This window comes from Corynebacterium epidermidicanis, assembly GCF_001021025.1.
GTDB lineage: Bacteria > Actinomycetota > Actinomycetes > Mycobacteriales > Mycobacteriaceae > Corynebacterium > Corynebacterium epidermidicanis.
On sequence record NZ_CP011541.1, the window covers coordinates 2,656,563 to 2,669,706 of the forward strand.

15 protein-coding genes are annotated in these 13,144 nt (G+C 61.4%); 13 read left to right on the forward strand and 2 right to left on the reverse strand.

Annotated elements, in window-relative coordinates:
- Positions 1-59 precede the first annotated feature (59 nt).
- From trpB (CEPID_RS12155) to CEPID_RS13620, 11 genes are all read left to right on the forward strand, one after another.
- Positions 60-1,316, forward strand: coding sequence for a tryptophan synthase subunit beta (gene trpB / locus CEPID_RS12155; protein WP_047241182.1), 1,257 nt, complete (start codon positions 60-62; stop codon positions 1,314-1,316).
- Positions 1,313-2,698: an anthranilate synthase component 1 gene (locus CEPID_RS12160; RefSeq protein ID WP_047241183.1), complete on the forward strand. Its 1,386-nt coding sequence runs from the start codon at positions 1,313-1,315 to the stop codon at positions 2,696-2,698. The genes trpB (CEPID_RS12155) and CEPID_RS12160 overlap by 4 nt, the downstream gene beginning before the upstream one ends.
- Entirely contained in the window at positions 2,699-3,217 is a 519-nt protein-coding gene (locus CEPID_RS12165; RefSeq protein WP_047241184.1) for an anthranilate synthase component II, read from the forward strand.
- Complete coding sequence (gene trpD / locus CEPID_RS12170) at positions 3,214-4,215, forward strand: anthranilate phosphoribosyltransferase (RefSeq protein WP_047241185.1); 1,002 nt, start codon at positions 3,214-3,216, stop codon at positions 4,213-4,215. The genes CEPID_RS12165 and trpD overlap by 4 nt, the downstream gene beginning before the upstream one ends.
- Positions 4,190-5,518 carry a bifunctional indole-3-glycerol-phosphate synthase TrpC/phosphoribosylanthranilate isomerase TrpF gene (gene trpCF / locus CEPID_RS12175; RefSeq protein WP_047241186.1) on the forward strand — a complete coding sequence of 443 codons (1,329 nt, stop codon included), beginning with the start codon at positions 4,190-4,192 and terminating at the stop codon, positions 5,516-5,518. The genes trpD and trpCF overlap by 26 nt, the downstream gene beginning before the upstream one ends.
- Positions 5,519-5,521: 3 nt before the next feature.
- The gene (gene trpB, locus CEPID_RS12180) at positions 5,522-6,709 is read left to right on the forward strand and encodes a tryptophan synthase subunit beta (protein WP_047241187.1); all 1,188 of its coding nucleotides are present in this window, start codon (positions 5,522-5,524) and stop codon (positions 6,707-6,709) included.
- The gene (gene trpA, locus CEPID_RS12185) at positions 6,709-7,491 is read left to right on the forward strand and encodes a tryptophan synthase subunit alpha (RefSeq protein WP_047241188.1); all 783 of its coding nucleotides are present in this window, start codon (positions 6,709-6,711) and stop codon (positions 7,489-7,491) included. The genes trpB (CEPID_RS12180) and trpA overlap by 1 nt, the downstream gene beginning before the upstream one ends.
- 18 nt (positions 7,492-7,509) lie before the next feature.
- On the forward strand, positions 7,510-8,013 hold the full coding sequence (locus CEPID_RS12190) for a hypothetical protein (RefSeq protein ID WP_047241189.1): 504 nt from the start codon (positions 7,510-7,512) through the stop codon (positions 8,011-8,013).
- Positions 8,014-8,053: 40 nt separating this feature from the next.
- Positions 8,054-8,794, forward strand: coding sequence for a MerR family transcriptional regulator (locus CEPID_RS12605; protein WP_052843591.1), 741 nt, complete (start codon positions 8,054-8,056; stop codon positions 8,792-8,794).
- A 24-nt stretch (positions 8,795-8,818) separates the two neighbouring features.
- The gene (locus tag CEPID_RS13615) at positions 8,819-9,307 is read left to right on the forward strand and encodes an ATP-binding cassette domain-containing protein (RefSeq protein ID WP_236684253.1); all 489 of its coding nucleotides are present in this window, start codon (positions 8,819-8,821) and stop codon (positions 9,305-9,307) included.
- Positions 9,308-9,379: 72 nt separating this feature from the next.
- Positions 9,380-9,634, forward strand: coding sequence for a hypothetical protein (locus tag CEPID_RS13620; RefSeq protein ID WP_236684254.1), 255 nt, complete (start codon positions 9,380-9,382; stop codon positions 9,632-9,634).
- A gap of 134 nt (positions 9,635-9,768) precedes the next feature.
- On the opposite strand, the gene CEPID_RS13240 is transcribed toward CEPID_RS13620, so the two are convergent.
- Positions 9,769-9,999, reverse strand: coding sequence for a hypothetical protein (locus CEPID_RS13240; RefSeq protein ID WP_144413532.1), 231 nt, complete (start codon positions 9,997-9,999; stop codon positions 9,769-9,771).
- A gap of 246 nt (positions 10,000-10,245) precedes the next feature.
- Between CEPID_RS13240 and CEPID_RS12205 the strand changes: the two genes are divergently transcribed.
- Positions 10,246-11,274 (forward strand): hypothetical protein, encoded by a 1,029-nt coding sequence (locus tag CEPID_RS12205; protein WP_144413533.1) that lies wholly within the window; start codon positions 10,246-10,248, stop codon positions 11,272-11,274.
- A complete protein-coding gene (locus CEPID_RS12210) occupies positions 11,267-11,641 on the forward strand; it encodes a Rieske (2Fe-2S) protein (RefSeq protein ID WP_047241191.1) in 375 nt (124 codons plus the stop codon). Before CEPID_RS12205 ends, CEPID_RS12210 begins: the two co-directional genes overlap by 8 nt.
- A gap of 341 nt (positions 11,642-11,982) precedes the next feature.
- Here CEPID_RS12210 and CEPID_RS12215 read toward each other — a convergent pair whose 3' ends face one another.
- On the reverse strand, positions 11,983-13,071 hold the full coding sequence (locus tag CEPID_RS12215; RefSeq protein WP_047241192.1) for an NADH:flavin oxidoreductase/NADH oxidase: 1,089 nt from the start codon (positions 13,069-13,071) through the stop codon (positions 11,983-11,985).
- Between the last annotated feature and the right edge of the window lie 73 nt (positions 13,072-13,144).

The following is a 13,144-nucleotide window of genomic DNA, read 5'->3' on the forward strand; positions in this document are numbered from 1 at the left end:
GGGCTTTTTGTTTTCCCTGGCGCCGATACCCACCCCGGCACCAAGAAAAGGAAAACACCATGAATGTTTCACGTGAAACGCTGCTCCCGGCTTACTTCGGCGAATTTGGCGGTCAATACGTCCCCGAAGAGCTCTACCCCGTGCTTGACCAGCTGGAACGCGCCTACGTTAATGCGATGCAGGACCCGACTTTCCGGGCCGAGCTCGACGATCTTTACCGCAATTACCTGGGGCGCCCCACCCCGGTGACCGAGTGCCGCAACCTGGGTAACAACAAAGTACGGATCTTCCTTAAGCGCGAAGACCTCGTGCACGGTGGAGCACACAAAGGCAACCAGGTGGTCGCGCAAGCCCTGCTGGCGCAGCGCCTCGGGAAAACCCGCCTGATCGCCGAAACCGGCGCCGGCCAACACGGCACCGCGACCGCCATGGTGGCGGCCCTGTTCGGCATGAAGTGCACCATCTACATGGGCGCCCGGGACGTCGCTCGCCAACAGCCAAATGTATACCGAATGCGCTTGATGGGAGCCGAGGTCATCCCCGTAGACGACGGTGGCAACGGCCTCGGCAACGCCATCGACGTCGCCCTGCAGGACTGGGTGCAGTCCTACGAGGACACCCACTACCTCCTCGGCACCGCAGCCGGCCCACACCCATTCCCAACCCTGGTGAAAGAGTTCCAAGCCGTCATCTCGCGTGAATCCAAGCCTCAGCTACAGGAACGCATCGGCAAACTTCCCGACGTCGTAGTGGCCGCCGTCGGCGGTGGCTCCAACGCCATCGGCGCATTTGCCGAATACATCGAAGAGGAAAGCGTGAACCTCGTTGGCGTCGAACCAGCAGGCGAAGGCCTCGACTCCGGCAAGCACGGCGCTCCGCTATGCCGCGGGAAGATCGGAATTCTGCATGGTTCGCGCTCCTACATGATGCTGCAGGCCGACGGCACTGTCGGAGAGTCTCACTCCGTGTCCGCAGGCCTGGACTACCCAGGTGTCGGCCCGGAGCACGCGCACCTGCTCAGCACCGGCCGCGCCCAATATGTGGGCATCACCGACGCTGAGGCCATCGAAGCATTCCGCTTGCTGAGCCGCAAGGAGGGCATCATTCCGGCACTGGAATCCAGCCACGCGCTGGCCTATGCCCTCAAGCTCGCCGAGACCGCAACCGAACCGATGAACATCTTGGTCAACCTGTCCGGCCGTGGCGACAAGGACGTCGATTACGTCCGTGGCATCCTCGGCGACCTCCCCGTAACCGAACCCGTGACCGACGAGCATATGCGTCGCGCTATGCAGAACTTCCACAAGGCGCTATGAAAATCAAAGTAGCTTACCCCGATCCCGAGGGTCCCAACAGCCTCAGCAACTTGCGGGACGCCATCGCGCTGTTGGAATCCGCGGACATTCACTCCAAGGAAGGGCTCCAATCACTCGCGGTGCTCCAATCCGCTGCGCGGATTACCTGCCACGGTCAAACCGTCACTGTGACAGGACATCCGGAGATCATCGACTTTTTAGATGAGCGCCTCTCTGAATTCGGTAGCGAAGGGAAGTACACCTTCGCGCGCCCCAACACACCAACCGAACGGGAGCGTCTCACCGAACGTAGCAACGTCGAGGTGCTCCGTCTCCTCCAGCAGCGGGACCCGGATGCGTTGCTCGTCGGCGGGTTCGCCTTCGACTACATCGAGACCTTTGAAGAGCTACCGCATGTTTCAGGGGAGGGGATTGCCTACCCGGACTACGATTTCGTGCTCGCCGAAGTCTCGCTCGAAGTCGATCACCAAACCCGCACCGCCGTGATCAACGGACCAGCCGACCAACTCGGCCACTTCCAACAGCAACTGCGCCAAACCCACCCGATCGCGCCCGCCCCACACCACGAAGCCACCTCCATCACGGACGAGGAATTCGGGTCGCAGGTCACCGCGCTACAAGAGCACATCCACGCGGGAGACATCTTCCAGGTAGTGCCTTCCCGACGCTTCGAGGTGCCCTGCGACGACGCCTTCAGCGCCTACCAGCGTCTCAAAGCGATCAACCCGTCGCCCTACATGTTCTATCTGCGTGGAGAAGGCTACGAACTGTTTGGCGCCAGCCCCGAATCCAACCTCAAATACACAGCCGCCACCCGGCGCGTAGAGCTCTACCCAATCGCTGGGACGCAGCCGCGGGGTGCCACACCAGAGGAGGACATTCGCCGAGAGTTGCTGTTGCGCACCGATGCGAAAGAGATCGCGGAGCACACGATGCTGGTTGACCTCGCGCGTAATGACCTAGCGCGCGTCGCAAAGCCGGGCACCCGGGTGGTGGAGAAGCTTATGCAGGTGGATCGGTACGCGAAGGTCATGCACTTGGTGTCGTTGGTGGCCGCGGAACTCGACGAGGACCTGGATGCGTTGGATGCTTACCGAGCCTGCATGAACATGGGCACGCTCACGGGTGCGCCGAAGCTGCGCGCAATCGAGCTGCTGCGGGGCGTGGAACAACGTCGCCGTGGGGCCTATGGTGGGGCGGTCGGCTACCTGCGGGGTAATGGCGATATGGATACCTGCATCGTGATCCGATCCGCGTACGTGCAAGACGGCGTCGCGGTGGTGCAGGCGGGCGCGGGCGTGGTGCGAGACTCCGTGCCTGCCCTCGAGGCCGCCGAAACGCGCCACAAAGCCGCCGCTGTCCTCCAAGCGTTGGGAGCCTAAATGATCCTGGTAGACAACTTCGATTCCTTCACCTACAACCTGGTGGATGCCTTAAATTGCCGCACCGTGGTGCGCAACACCATCGCCCCGCAGGCGCTTTTAGACATGAGCCCGGAACTCGTGGTGCTATCGCCTGGGCCGGGGCACCCCCGCGACGCCGGCAACCTCATGTCGATCCTCGCCACCTGTCTTCAAGAGGGGGTGCCCGTACTCGGTATCTGCCTCGGCTTCCAGGCCATCGTGGAACACTTCGGCGGCACGGTACAGCGTTGTGGCCCGGTGCACGGCATGCGCAGCACCTTAACCGGCACCCCGCTTTTCGACGGCCAGTCGGTCGCCCGCTACCACTCGCTGGGCGCCACCAGTGTCCCAGCACCCCTCGAGGCGCTCGCCTGGGCCGACGGTGTGGTCATGGCGGCCAGCGCCCCGGGCGTACTCGGGTTACAGTTCCACCCAGAATCGATTCTCACAACCAACGGCCCGGCCATCCTCAATGCCGCCATCAAGGAGCTTTCATGATCTATCAATACCTCGATCTCACCGAGCCCACGATCGAACAGGCCCGGGAGGTGTTCACCCCCCTGACGATCGGTGAGTACGACGACGTCCTGGTCGCCGCCCTGCTCGCCACCATCCGTACCCGCGGCGAGACCCTGGCGGACATCGCCGGTGCGGCCCAAGCTTTCCTCCATGCCGGCCGGCCATTCCCCGTGACGGGGGAGGGGATCCTCGATACTGCAGGGACCGGCGGCGATGGCGCTAACACGATCAACATTTCGACCGGCGCGTCGCTCGTGGCTGCGGCCGGTGGCTGTCGCCTGATCAAGTGTGGCAACCGCTCAGTGTCCTCAAAGTCCGGGTCCGCCGACGTGCTCGAGGCACTCAACATCCCGCTCGACCTCGACGTGGACCGCGCGGTCCGGCAGTTCGAGGCCAGCAACTTCACCTTCCTGTTCGCCCCGGCCTACAACCCAGCCGTGGCGTATGTGCAGCGAGTCCGCAAAACCCTAAAGGTACCCACCCTGTTCAACACCCTCGGGCCACTACTCAGCCCAGCGCGTCCCGAGTTCCAAGTGATGGGAATCGCCCGCCCCGAGCTCGGCCCACTGATCATCGAGGTAATGAAGTTGCTGGGTCGAAAACGCGCGCTGGTCATCCATGGCGCTGGCACCGATGAACTCGCCGTGCATGGGCCAACCCACATCTGGGAGCTTGCCGACGGGCAGGTCTCGGAGTACACGGTCACCCCGGAACAGTTGGGCGTCGATAAGCACAGCCTGGAGGCGCTGGCAGGTGGCGACGGCACCCACAATGCCGGCCTGCTGCGCGCTGTGTTTGAGGGGCGCGCGCCACGAGCGCACGAGGATGCGATTGTGGCGAACGCGGGCGCGATGTTCTACGTCACAGGTCGTGCCGAGAGCCTGGCCGCCGGTGCCGAGCAGGCCCGTAAGCTGCTAAAGTCCGGGACGGTTGCCGCGTGGCTGAAACAACATGAGGAGGCGGATTACCGTGCCTAGTATTCTCGATCAGATTGTCGCTGAACGCCGGTTGGACAGCTTCCCGGAGGTGGGGGAGTTGGTGGCGTCGACACGCTCGCTGGAGGCCTCGCTGCGCCAGCGCAACTTCATCATGGAGTGCAAATCCGCCTCGCCCTCCAAGGGGGTGCTGCGAGCTGACTACCGCCCACGAGAGTTGGCCCGAATCTACTCCCAATACGCGGGTGGCATCTCCGTGCTCTGCGAGCCACGATACTTCGGAGGTTCCTACGAGCACCTCGCCACGGTTGCCGCCTCCACGCACCTTCCCGTACTGTGCAAAGACTTCATCGTGCTGCCGGAACAGATCCGGGCGGCTCGCTACTTCGGCGCGGACGCGATCCTGCTCATGCTCTCCGTGCTCAGCGACGACGAGTACCGCGAACTCAGCGCGCTAGCAACCTCACTCGGCCTAGATATCCTCACCGAAACGATGTCGGTAGCAGAAGTCGAACGGGCTATCGCCCTCGACGCGCGCATCATCGGCATCAACAACCGCAACCTACACGACCTCAGCGTCAACCTCGACCGCACCCGCGAGCTCGCACCGTTCATCAAAGATCGCCTCATCGTCTCCGAGTCCGGTATCGCCAACTACCAGGACGTGCGAGAGCTCAGCTCGCTTGTCGACGCCTTCCTGGTCGGCTCCTCCTTGTCCGGCGAGACCGACGCCGATGCCGCAGTACGACGCCTCGTCTACGGCGAGAATAAGGTCTGCGGACTCACCTCGGCCGGAGCTGCCCAAGTAGCACGCGCAGCAGGGGCGGTCTACGGAGGTTTGATTTTCGCCGATTCACCGCGCCAAGTTACGGTCCAGCAGGCTCAAGAGATCATGAGGGCGGAGCCAGAACTAAAGTATGTGGTTGTTTCACGTGAAACATGCGAACTTCCCGGCGCATACGCGGTGCAACTGCACGGCCCGTACCAAGGCTCTATCGAGGCCGAGCTCGACTACGTGCGCAGCCAGCCCGGCCGAGTCTGGCGAGCAGTAGATATGACCAGGGAAGGCGCCGTCGACCTAGCTATCACACTTGCCCCGGAAGTTGACCGGCTAATCCTCGACACCGGCAGCGGGGGAACAGGCGCAACCTTTGACTGGTCCGTGATACCCGATGACATCAAGCACAAAGCGCTCCTTGCCGGCGGGATCGGACTCGACAACATCGCCGAAGCCCTTGCCGTCGGCTGCGCTGGGCTCGACCTGAACTCGCGCCTCGAATCCACCCCGGGCACCAAAGATCCACACCTCATCACCGCAGCATTCCACACGATCGCGAAAGGCTAACCCATGACTCTGCTACCCGCATACTTCGGCGAGTTTGGCGGACAATATGTTCCCGAAGTCCTCATCCCTGCCCTCGACCAATTGGAGCGCGCCTTTGTCGACGCAATGGAGGACCCCACCTTCCACGAAGAACTCAGCGGCTACCTCCGCGACTACCTTGGACGGCCAACGCCCCTCACCGAATGCGCCAACCTCCCCCTCGAGGGCAACGCCCGGATCTTCCTGAAGCGCGAAGACCTGGTGCACGGAGGGGCACACAAAACCAACCAGGTGATGGGGCAGGCCCTATTGGCCAAGCGCATGGGCAAGACCCGCATCATCGCCGAAACCGGCGCCGGGCAGCACGGCACCGCCACGGCGCTCGCTTGTGCTCTCCTTGGGCTAGAATGTGACATCTACATGGGCGCAGAAGACGTTGCCCGCCAACAACCTAACGTCTACCGCATGCAGCTGATGGGCGCTCGCGTGATCCCGGTAGACAACGGCTCGGGCACGCTCAAAGACGCCGTGAACGAGGCACTACGCGACTGGACCGCCACCTTCGAAGAATCCCACTACCTGCTCGGCACCGCCGCCGGCCCGCACCCATTCCCGACGATCGTGCGCGAGTTCCACCGGGTAATTTCCCAAGAGGCCAAAGCACAGCTGGCCGAGCGCATCGATGGCCTGCCGGATCTCGTGGTCGCGGCCGTCGGCGGTGGCTCCAACGCAATCGGCATGTTCGCCGAATTCATCGACGAGCCTGAGGTCGAATTGGTCGGCGTTGAACCCGCCGGGCTGGGCCTGGATTCCGGCAAGCACGGCGCCACGATCAACAACGGCCAGGTGGGCATCCTGCACGGTGCCCGCAGCTACCTCATGCGCACCGCCGAAGGCCAGGTGGAGGAGTCCTACTCGGTCTCGGCAGGACTCGACTATCCGGGCGTCGGCCCGCAGCACGCCCACCTGCATGCCACTGGCCGCGCACAGTACGTCGGCATTACCGACGCCGAGGCACTCGAGGCCTTCCAGCTGCTTTCCCGCACCGAAGGCATCATCCCAGCCCTCGAGTCCTCTCACGCGCTCGCATATGCGCTCAAGCGCGCTGCCACCGCTGATCCGAACAAGGAACCGCTGACGATCTGCGTGTGCTTGTCCGGACGAGGCGACAAAGACGTTGACCATGTTCGCCGCACTCTAGGAGAAAACTAATGACCCGTTACGAGTCCATGTTCACCCGCCTCACTGCCGCCAATGAAGGGGCCTTCGTTCCCTTCGTGATGCTCGGCGATCCTTCCTACGAGGAGTCTCTTCAAATCATTCGGGTTCTGATTGACGCGGGTGCCGACGCTCTTGAGCTGGGCGTGCCCTTTTCGGATCCCGTCGCCGATGGGCCCACCATCCAGGCCGCACACCTTCGCGCCCTGAATGCTGGTATCACCCCGACGCGTGCCCTAGAGCTCGTCGCGGCCGTACGTGCCGAGTTCCCAGAGATCCCGATCGGATTGTTGATCTACGGCAACCTGGCCTTCTCCATGGGGTTCGAGGAGTTCTACGCTGCCGTTGTCGCATCCGGTGCCGATTCCGTCCTGATCCCGGACATCCCCATCCGCGAATCCGCGCCATTTCGAGCTGCCGCCGAAGCGCACGGCGTAGACCAGGTCTTCATCGCGCCTCCGCATGCATCCGAGGAGACGTTGGCGGCGGTCGCAAAGCATTCCCGAGGCTACATCTACGCGGTCTCTCGCCTGGGCGTCACCGGCACCGAACGGGAAGCATCCACCGTGGGATTGCGTGTTTCACGTGAAACATCGGTTCCCACGCTGCTCGGCTTCGGCATTTCCACCCCAGAGCACGTCCGCGCTGCGCTGGACGCTGGGGCTGCTGGCGCAATCACCGGGTCCGCGATCGTTAACCTCATCAACTCAACCCCAGATTGGGAGCCAGCGGTGCGCGCATTTGTTGGCGAGATGAAAGCCGCAACTCGACACTAACCCCGCTACACTGAGCTCATGTCGAAGTTTCTAAAGGCTACCGGCCGCGAGCTCACCGAATGGCGCGCCCTCCTAGAAGACCACCTCGGTTCCGCCTCCGAGGTCCCACACCAGGAGATGGCGCGCTTCGTCGTATCTCAGGGCGTCTCCGACTGGTGGGCGCAGTCGCTCGCGGTGGCCTTGGAACAAGAAATCGGCCGGCGCGTAGTCGGTCAGACCTGCGCCGGAACATTTTCCGCCAACGCCTCCAAGACTATCGCGGGGGACTGGCTCGCACTTTTCGACGCCTGGTGCTCCTTTGCTCTGCAATGGCCGGAAGCCTCCACCTCTGCCACAGAAAAGTGGCGCTATTGGCGAACTCCTTGGCCGGACGGATCGAAGGTTGTGGTGACCTGTCAATCGCGCACACCCGGCAAGGTAACCTTCGCTGTGAATCACGATGGCCTAGCAGACAATGTTTCACGTGAAACGATGAAGACATTCCGGCGGGAAAAGCTCGCCGAATTCGCAGCCGGCTGTTGAGAATTTAACCCCACGGAATTGAGCGTGACGCTACGTCACGGTGTTCATTGAGGGTCTACAAGTCAAAGAGCTGGCGGAACTAAACGGAACGACCGTCCGCACCATCCGTCGTTACCACCAGGTCGGGCTGCTGCCGATTCCCGAGAATGTTGGTGTGCGCGAGTATGGATTCCCGCATGTCATCCGTCTTGCCCGCATTAGGTTCCTCCGGGAGGCGGGCCTCAGTTTGCAGCAGATCGGCAACATGCTCAGCCAAACCGTGGACGTTCAGGCGGAGCTCGCAGCGACAGAGCGTGACATCGACGCAACGATTGCGCGACTCCAACACCAAAAGGTTTTGCTAGCGGCCCTCAAATCACGCAACCATGCAACTCAACCGAGCATCCCGCTGCCACAAACCATGGCGAACTTCTATGCCGAGGCACTGAGTCGCGCATCGACTGCCGAGGTGCGCCGGGTCATTCAGCGGGAACGCCAGCTGGTAGAGTTCCTCATTCACAGTGGCGCCATACAACACATCGAGGATTTCTGGCCCCAGCTGCTACCTCCGCCTGAACAGTTTGACCTCAGCATGCAGGTTTACCTTGAGTTCGGCGAACTTCCCGAGTTGACTCCTCCCGAGATTCAGGCCCTGGCAACAAAGCACTTGAGCTATTTTCCTCCAAATTGGCTCTGGGCGCGGTGCACGAATTGGTGGCGGAGGAGCTGGAGCGCACCCCAGCAGAACTGTTGCAGCTGGCCTTTTCTCACCCTAATGAATACCTGTACTTCACCTATTTAGCCGAGAGTTTCCCCAGGAGCAACCATGAAATACCCGATAGAACTAGCAGACGTCAGCCTCAGCTTTGCCCAATTCCGCGCCCTCGACCAGCTGAATCTTCGCGTTGCGGAAGGAGAGATCCACGGGTTTCTCGGGCCGAAGGGTGCCGGCAAATCCACCACCATTCGAGCTTTGCTGGGCTTGCTTCATCCGACTGGTACGGTGCGGGTCCTCGGTCAGGATCCACGCTCAAATCCCGAGGTCTTGCGCCACGTTGGTTACGTGCCTGGCGACGTCACTTTGTGGCCCCAACTGACTGGGCGCGAAACCCTGACTGCGTTAGCGAAGTTGCGCGTGCGCGAGGTCGATGCCCAGCGCGAGCAGGAGCTTATCGACGCCTTCCAGCTTGACCCCTACAAGAAGTGCCGGGACTATTCGACCGGCAACCGTCGAAAAGTTCTTCTGGTGTCCGCTTTTCTTCGGCGGCGGAATTGCCTATTTTGGACCAACCCACCGCGGGTTTGGATCCATTGATGGAGCGCGTGTTTGTGGAGCGTTTACGCGTGGAACAGGGGAGGGGAGCCACCACTTTGCTCTAGCGTCACAGTGATTAAAAACGGGCGTGACATTGATCAGGGTGATATCGCCACTTTACGTAACTTGGCGGGGTATCGAATTAGTGCCACGCTGCCAGATGGGTCAGCTTTTTACCGCGAGCTTGGCGGGGATGAAGTCAATGAGACCCTCGCTGGACTTATTGCCCAGCGGGCGAGTAACATCTCGGTCGCCCCGGCGTCTCTGGAGGAGACATTCATTGGCCACTATTCCACGGAAGCACCAATCATGGGGGCAAACCAATGAAAAACGAGCTAAGGCTGGCATGGCGGACCAACAAGAGATTTATCAATTTCTAGTTTTTACCATTATTGGCCCTACCAATTGTTTTTATTCCCAGCTATCAAGCGTATTATCCCACCACAGAGAACCGCCAAGCTTTAGTGGCAGGTATGAACGGCAATCTCGGGACCGTAGCCATGTATGGCCGAATAAGCACCAGCTCCGGCCACGATACCACGCTCGGACAACTTTTCGCCTGGGAGGGCGGAATGTGGATCATGATCCTGAGCGCCCTCTTCGGCATCAGGCGCATGCTTCGAAACTTCCGTCGTCCCGAGGCCACCAGTCTCGGCGAGCTCGTACCCAGCACCGGGCAGCCTAGAGCGCACCGCGCGGGCGCACCTCTGACGCTCCTGACAGCTTGCGCTAGTGTGCTCGCGGCGGGATACTTCATCATTCTGGCCGCGCTGCACGCGAAGTACTCGGAGATAAGCATCCCCGGCGCCGCAATATTCGCAGCCAGCACAGGCCTCAACGCCTTTGGGACAGGGACTCTCGCGGGGCTGGCCAGCAACCTGACAAACGACACCCTCAAGGTGAAACGGCTCGGCCTCCTCACGTTGGGGGTGGGCTTCATGGTCCGCGCTCTCGCGGACACCCAACAGTGGGAATGGCAGAACTGGTTCGCACCACTAGGGTGGCTGAACGTTGTGGATCCTTTCGGCGAGGGGAGTATCGGAAATTTGACCGTCATCGCGATAGCCGTTGTCGGCTCGAGTGGTGCGCTGGTGGGCGTCGATAAGCAGCGGCAGTGTGGGGCCGGGATGCCGCCCGCGCGCGTCGGAAAGCCGGCACGCGCGCACCGCTTGCCGACGCCACTACATACGCGACTGTACCTCGATCGAGGTAGCCGTTTCACGTGGAACATTGTCGCGGCGTGCTTGGGCCTATTCTTGGCGTTGTTGAGCGGATCGATGCAGGAGCTGATGACGCAGGACGAGACGACAGGGAAGCTCTTCCGCGACATGTTCCCGGCGGAAGAGTTGGAGACAGCTTTTCTCACGTACACGTCGGAGTTTGTCGGGCTGCTGCTCGCAATTGCCACGGTGGGCACGGCGCTGAACTATCGTCATGAGGAGAAGACCCACCTGGTGGAAGTGCAGCGCGCTGCCGGGATCAAGCGGTCAACGCCGATGGTTCTCGCCACTATATCTACTATCTGGACAGCCCTAAGCTGTACTCTGGCTGCGGTTGCAGGCACGACGGCGGGTGCGGCCATCGCCTCGCAACATCCGGCAACAGCCCGGAAAGTCGCCGTGATAGCGAGCGCGTCACAACTGTTCCCGATGTTAGCGATCGGTGGCATCGCGATACTGATACAGGGCAGCGCACCGAAGCTCAGCGCGCTGAGCTGGGTACCGTTGCTCTACTGCGGGACGATTTCCCTCTTCGGCCCGTTGCTGAAGCTGCCGGAATGGCTAAGCAAAACCAGCGCGTTCGGGCACACCATCAACTACACCTCAGTCACGGCAAGCGCCTTCGTTCCGCAGGCAATCATGGTGGCCATAGCGGTCGTCGCCGCCACGCTGGCATCATCGCGAGTGCCGGCCAGGAGATTCGCTAGACACCCGACCGCGGGGAGGGGATACTGGAAGCATGACTGAACACGTATGCTCTCGACGCCTGTTCCTCTTAGGCACCGCCACCACCTTCGCCGGAGCAGTGCTGGCCGCCTGCGGAAGTGAAAAGGGCAAGGAGATCGCCATCCAGGACGTACCTGTTGGCGGATCCATTGCTGTTGATGGGTTCATCATCGCGCAGCCCACCGCCGGGGTATACAAGGCGTATTCGCAGACCTGTCCGCACCAAGGGGCAACCATTAGCCAACTCGACGGCCTCAAGGCTACCTGCCCCAAGCACACCTCCGTCTTCGATCTGAACGACGGCTCGGTCGTCTCCGGTCCTTCGCGCGCACCGATGAAGGCGGCCAAGGCCGAAAAGAAGGGCGACAAGCTCAGCATTTCGGGCTAACACCCAGAGGCTAACTCGCATAATAGACAAAGAAGAAAGGGCGATGTTTCACGTGAAACATCGCCCTTCTTTGGCGCCCAAACTGGGTTAAGTAAAGAAAAGTGTGTCCGGTCGGCGTGTCGCCGGCCGCGCGGGCCTGCTGCACAAGTGCTATGTCGTCGCTTCGGCGTAGTCCGACTACGTAGAACAGCGTTTTTTAATGAATAAAATCCCACAGCGGTAGTCCGACTACACCGAAGGGACGACATCGAGCAGGCTACGGCCCCCAACGAACAATAAAAACCGATTTAAGGGCCACAACGCTGCGGAGATCATGACTTTTCTTTACTTAACCTCCCAAACTAGCGCCAGGCGCCGCGATAGTAGCTCGGGGAGTAGTCAATTTCTTCGCGAGTAAGTCCAAGCTCGTGAGCCGCGCGTTGGGGCCAGTGCGGATCGCGAAGCGCCGCCCGGCCAATCAAGACCGCATCCAGCTCCCCCCGCTCCAGATAGCCCGCAGCCTGCTTTGCATCCGTAATCAGCCCGACTCCAGCGGTGAACATGCCGGTTTCCTTGCGGATAGCCGCAGCTAGATCAGTCTGATAGTTCGGGGCGACAGGAATTTCGGTAGGCACCAAACCACCGGAAGACACCGAAATCACGTCGACCCCGCGGTCACGCAACAGCTGGGAAAGAGACACAGTTTGCGCGAGGTCCCAGCTCGCACGATCGTCCACCCAGTCGGTGGCAGAAACGCGAACGATCAGCGGCATGCCGTCGGGAAGTGCCTCCCGGACTGCGTCGACGACCTCCAAGACGATGCGTACGCGATCACCGAATTGGCCACCATAGCCGTCGATACGCAAATTGGACAGCGGAGATAGAAATTCGTGCAACAGGTAGCCGTGCGCGGCGTGGATCTCCACTGCGTCGAAACCAGCGGCGACTGCGCGGCGAGCAGCTTCCGCGAACTGAACCGGCAACGCGAGGATCTCCTCGTGGGACAGCTCACGGGGCTCGGCGAGACCTGGCATGGCGACTGCAGAAGGGGCGACAGTGCGCCAACCGCCGTCGTCAAGCGCCAGGGAGCCTTCGGGAAACCCGGGCAGCCACGGGTGCGTACCGGCCTTACGACCCGCGTGGGCAAGCTGGACACCGATCCGGGCACCGAGCGACTGCACAAACTCAGTGACACGGCGCCAAGCCAAAATGTGCTCATGGTTCCAGAGACCGGCGTCGCGATCCGAGATTCGTCCTTCCGGGCAAATGGCGGTGGCCTCGGCGATCACGAGGCCGAAGCCGCCGGCGGCCATCGAGCCGTAGTGCATGAGATGCCAGTCGTTGACGATGCCATCACGGGAATCAACTTGGTACTGGCACATGGGTGGAAGCCAGACGCGGTTCGGAATCTCAAGGTCGCGAACCGTCACCGGTGCAAAAAGTGGGTGCATAAAGGTTAACAATAGTCTGAAAAGCGCTTCGATCAGTATCGTGCGACTCGCACCCGCTCACCGAGCGCCACCA

Bases quoted from the DNA above. Each gene is read 5' to 3' on its own strand.
- CEPID_RS12210 (WP_047241191.1), top strand. From the start codon at position 11,267: ATGACTGAACACGTATGCTCTCGACGCCTGTTCCTCTTAGGCACCGCC.
- CEPID_RS12215 (WP_047241192.1), bottom strand. From the start codon at position 13,071: ATGCACCCACTTTTTGCACCGGTGACGGTTCGCGACCTTGAGATTCCG.
- CEPID_RS12165 (WP_047241184.1), top strand. From the start codon at position 2,699: ATGATCCTGGTAGACAACTTCGATTCCTTCACCTACAACCTGGTGGAT.
- CEPID_RS12205 (WP_144413533.1), top strand. From the start codon at position 10,246: ATGGTCCGCGCTCTCGCGGACACCCAACAGTGGGAATGGCAGAACTGG.
- CEPID_RS12160 (WP_047241183.1), top strand. From the start codon at position 1,313: ATGAAAATCAAAGTAGCTTACCCCGATCCCGAGGGTCCCAACAGCCTC.
- trpD (WP_047241185.1), top strand. From the start codon at position 3,214: ATGATCTATCAATACCTCGATCTCACCGAGCCCACGATCGAACAGGCC.
- CEPID_RS13615 (WP_236684253.1), top strand. From the start codon at position 8,819: ATGAAATACCCGATAGAACTAGCAGACGTCAGCCTCAGCTTTGCCCAA.
- trpCF (WP_047241186.1), top strand. From the start codon at position 4,190: ATGAGGAGGCGGATTACCGTGCCTAGTATTCTCGATCAGATTGTCGCT.
- CEPID_RS12190 (WP_047241189.1), top strand. From the start codon at position 7,510: ATGTCGAAGTTTCTAAAGGCTACCGGCCGCGAGCTCACCGAATGGCGC.
- trpA (WP_047241188.1), top strand. From the start codon at position 6,709: ATGACCCGTTACGAGTCCATGTTCACCCGCCTCACTGCCGCCAATGAA.
- trpB (WP_047241182.1), top strand. From the start codon at position 60: ATGAATGTTTCACGTGAAACGCTGCTCCCGGCTTACTTCGGCGAATTT.
- trpB (WP_047241187.1), top strand. From the start codon at position 5,522: ATGACTCTGCTACCCGCATACTTCGGCGAGTTTGGCGGACAATATGTT.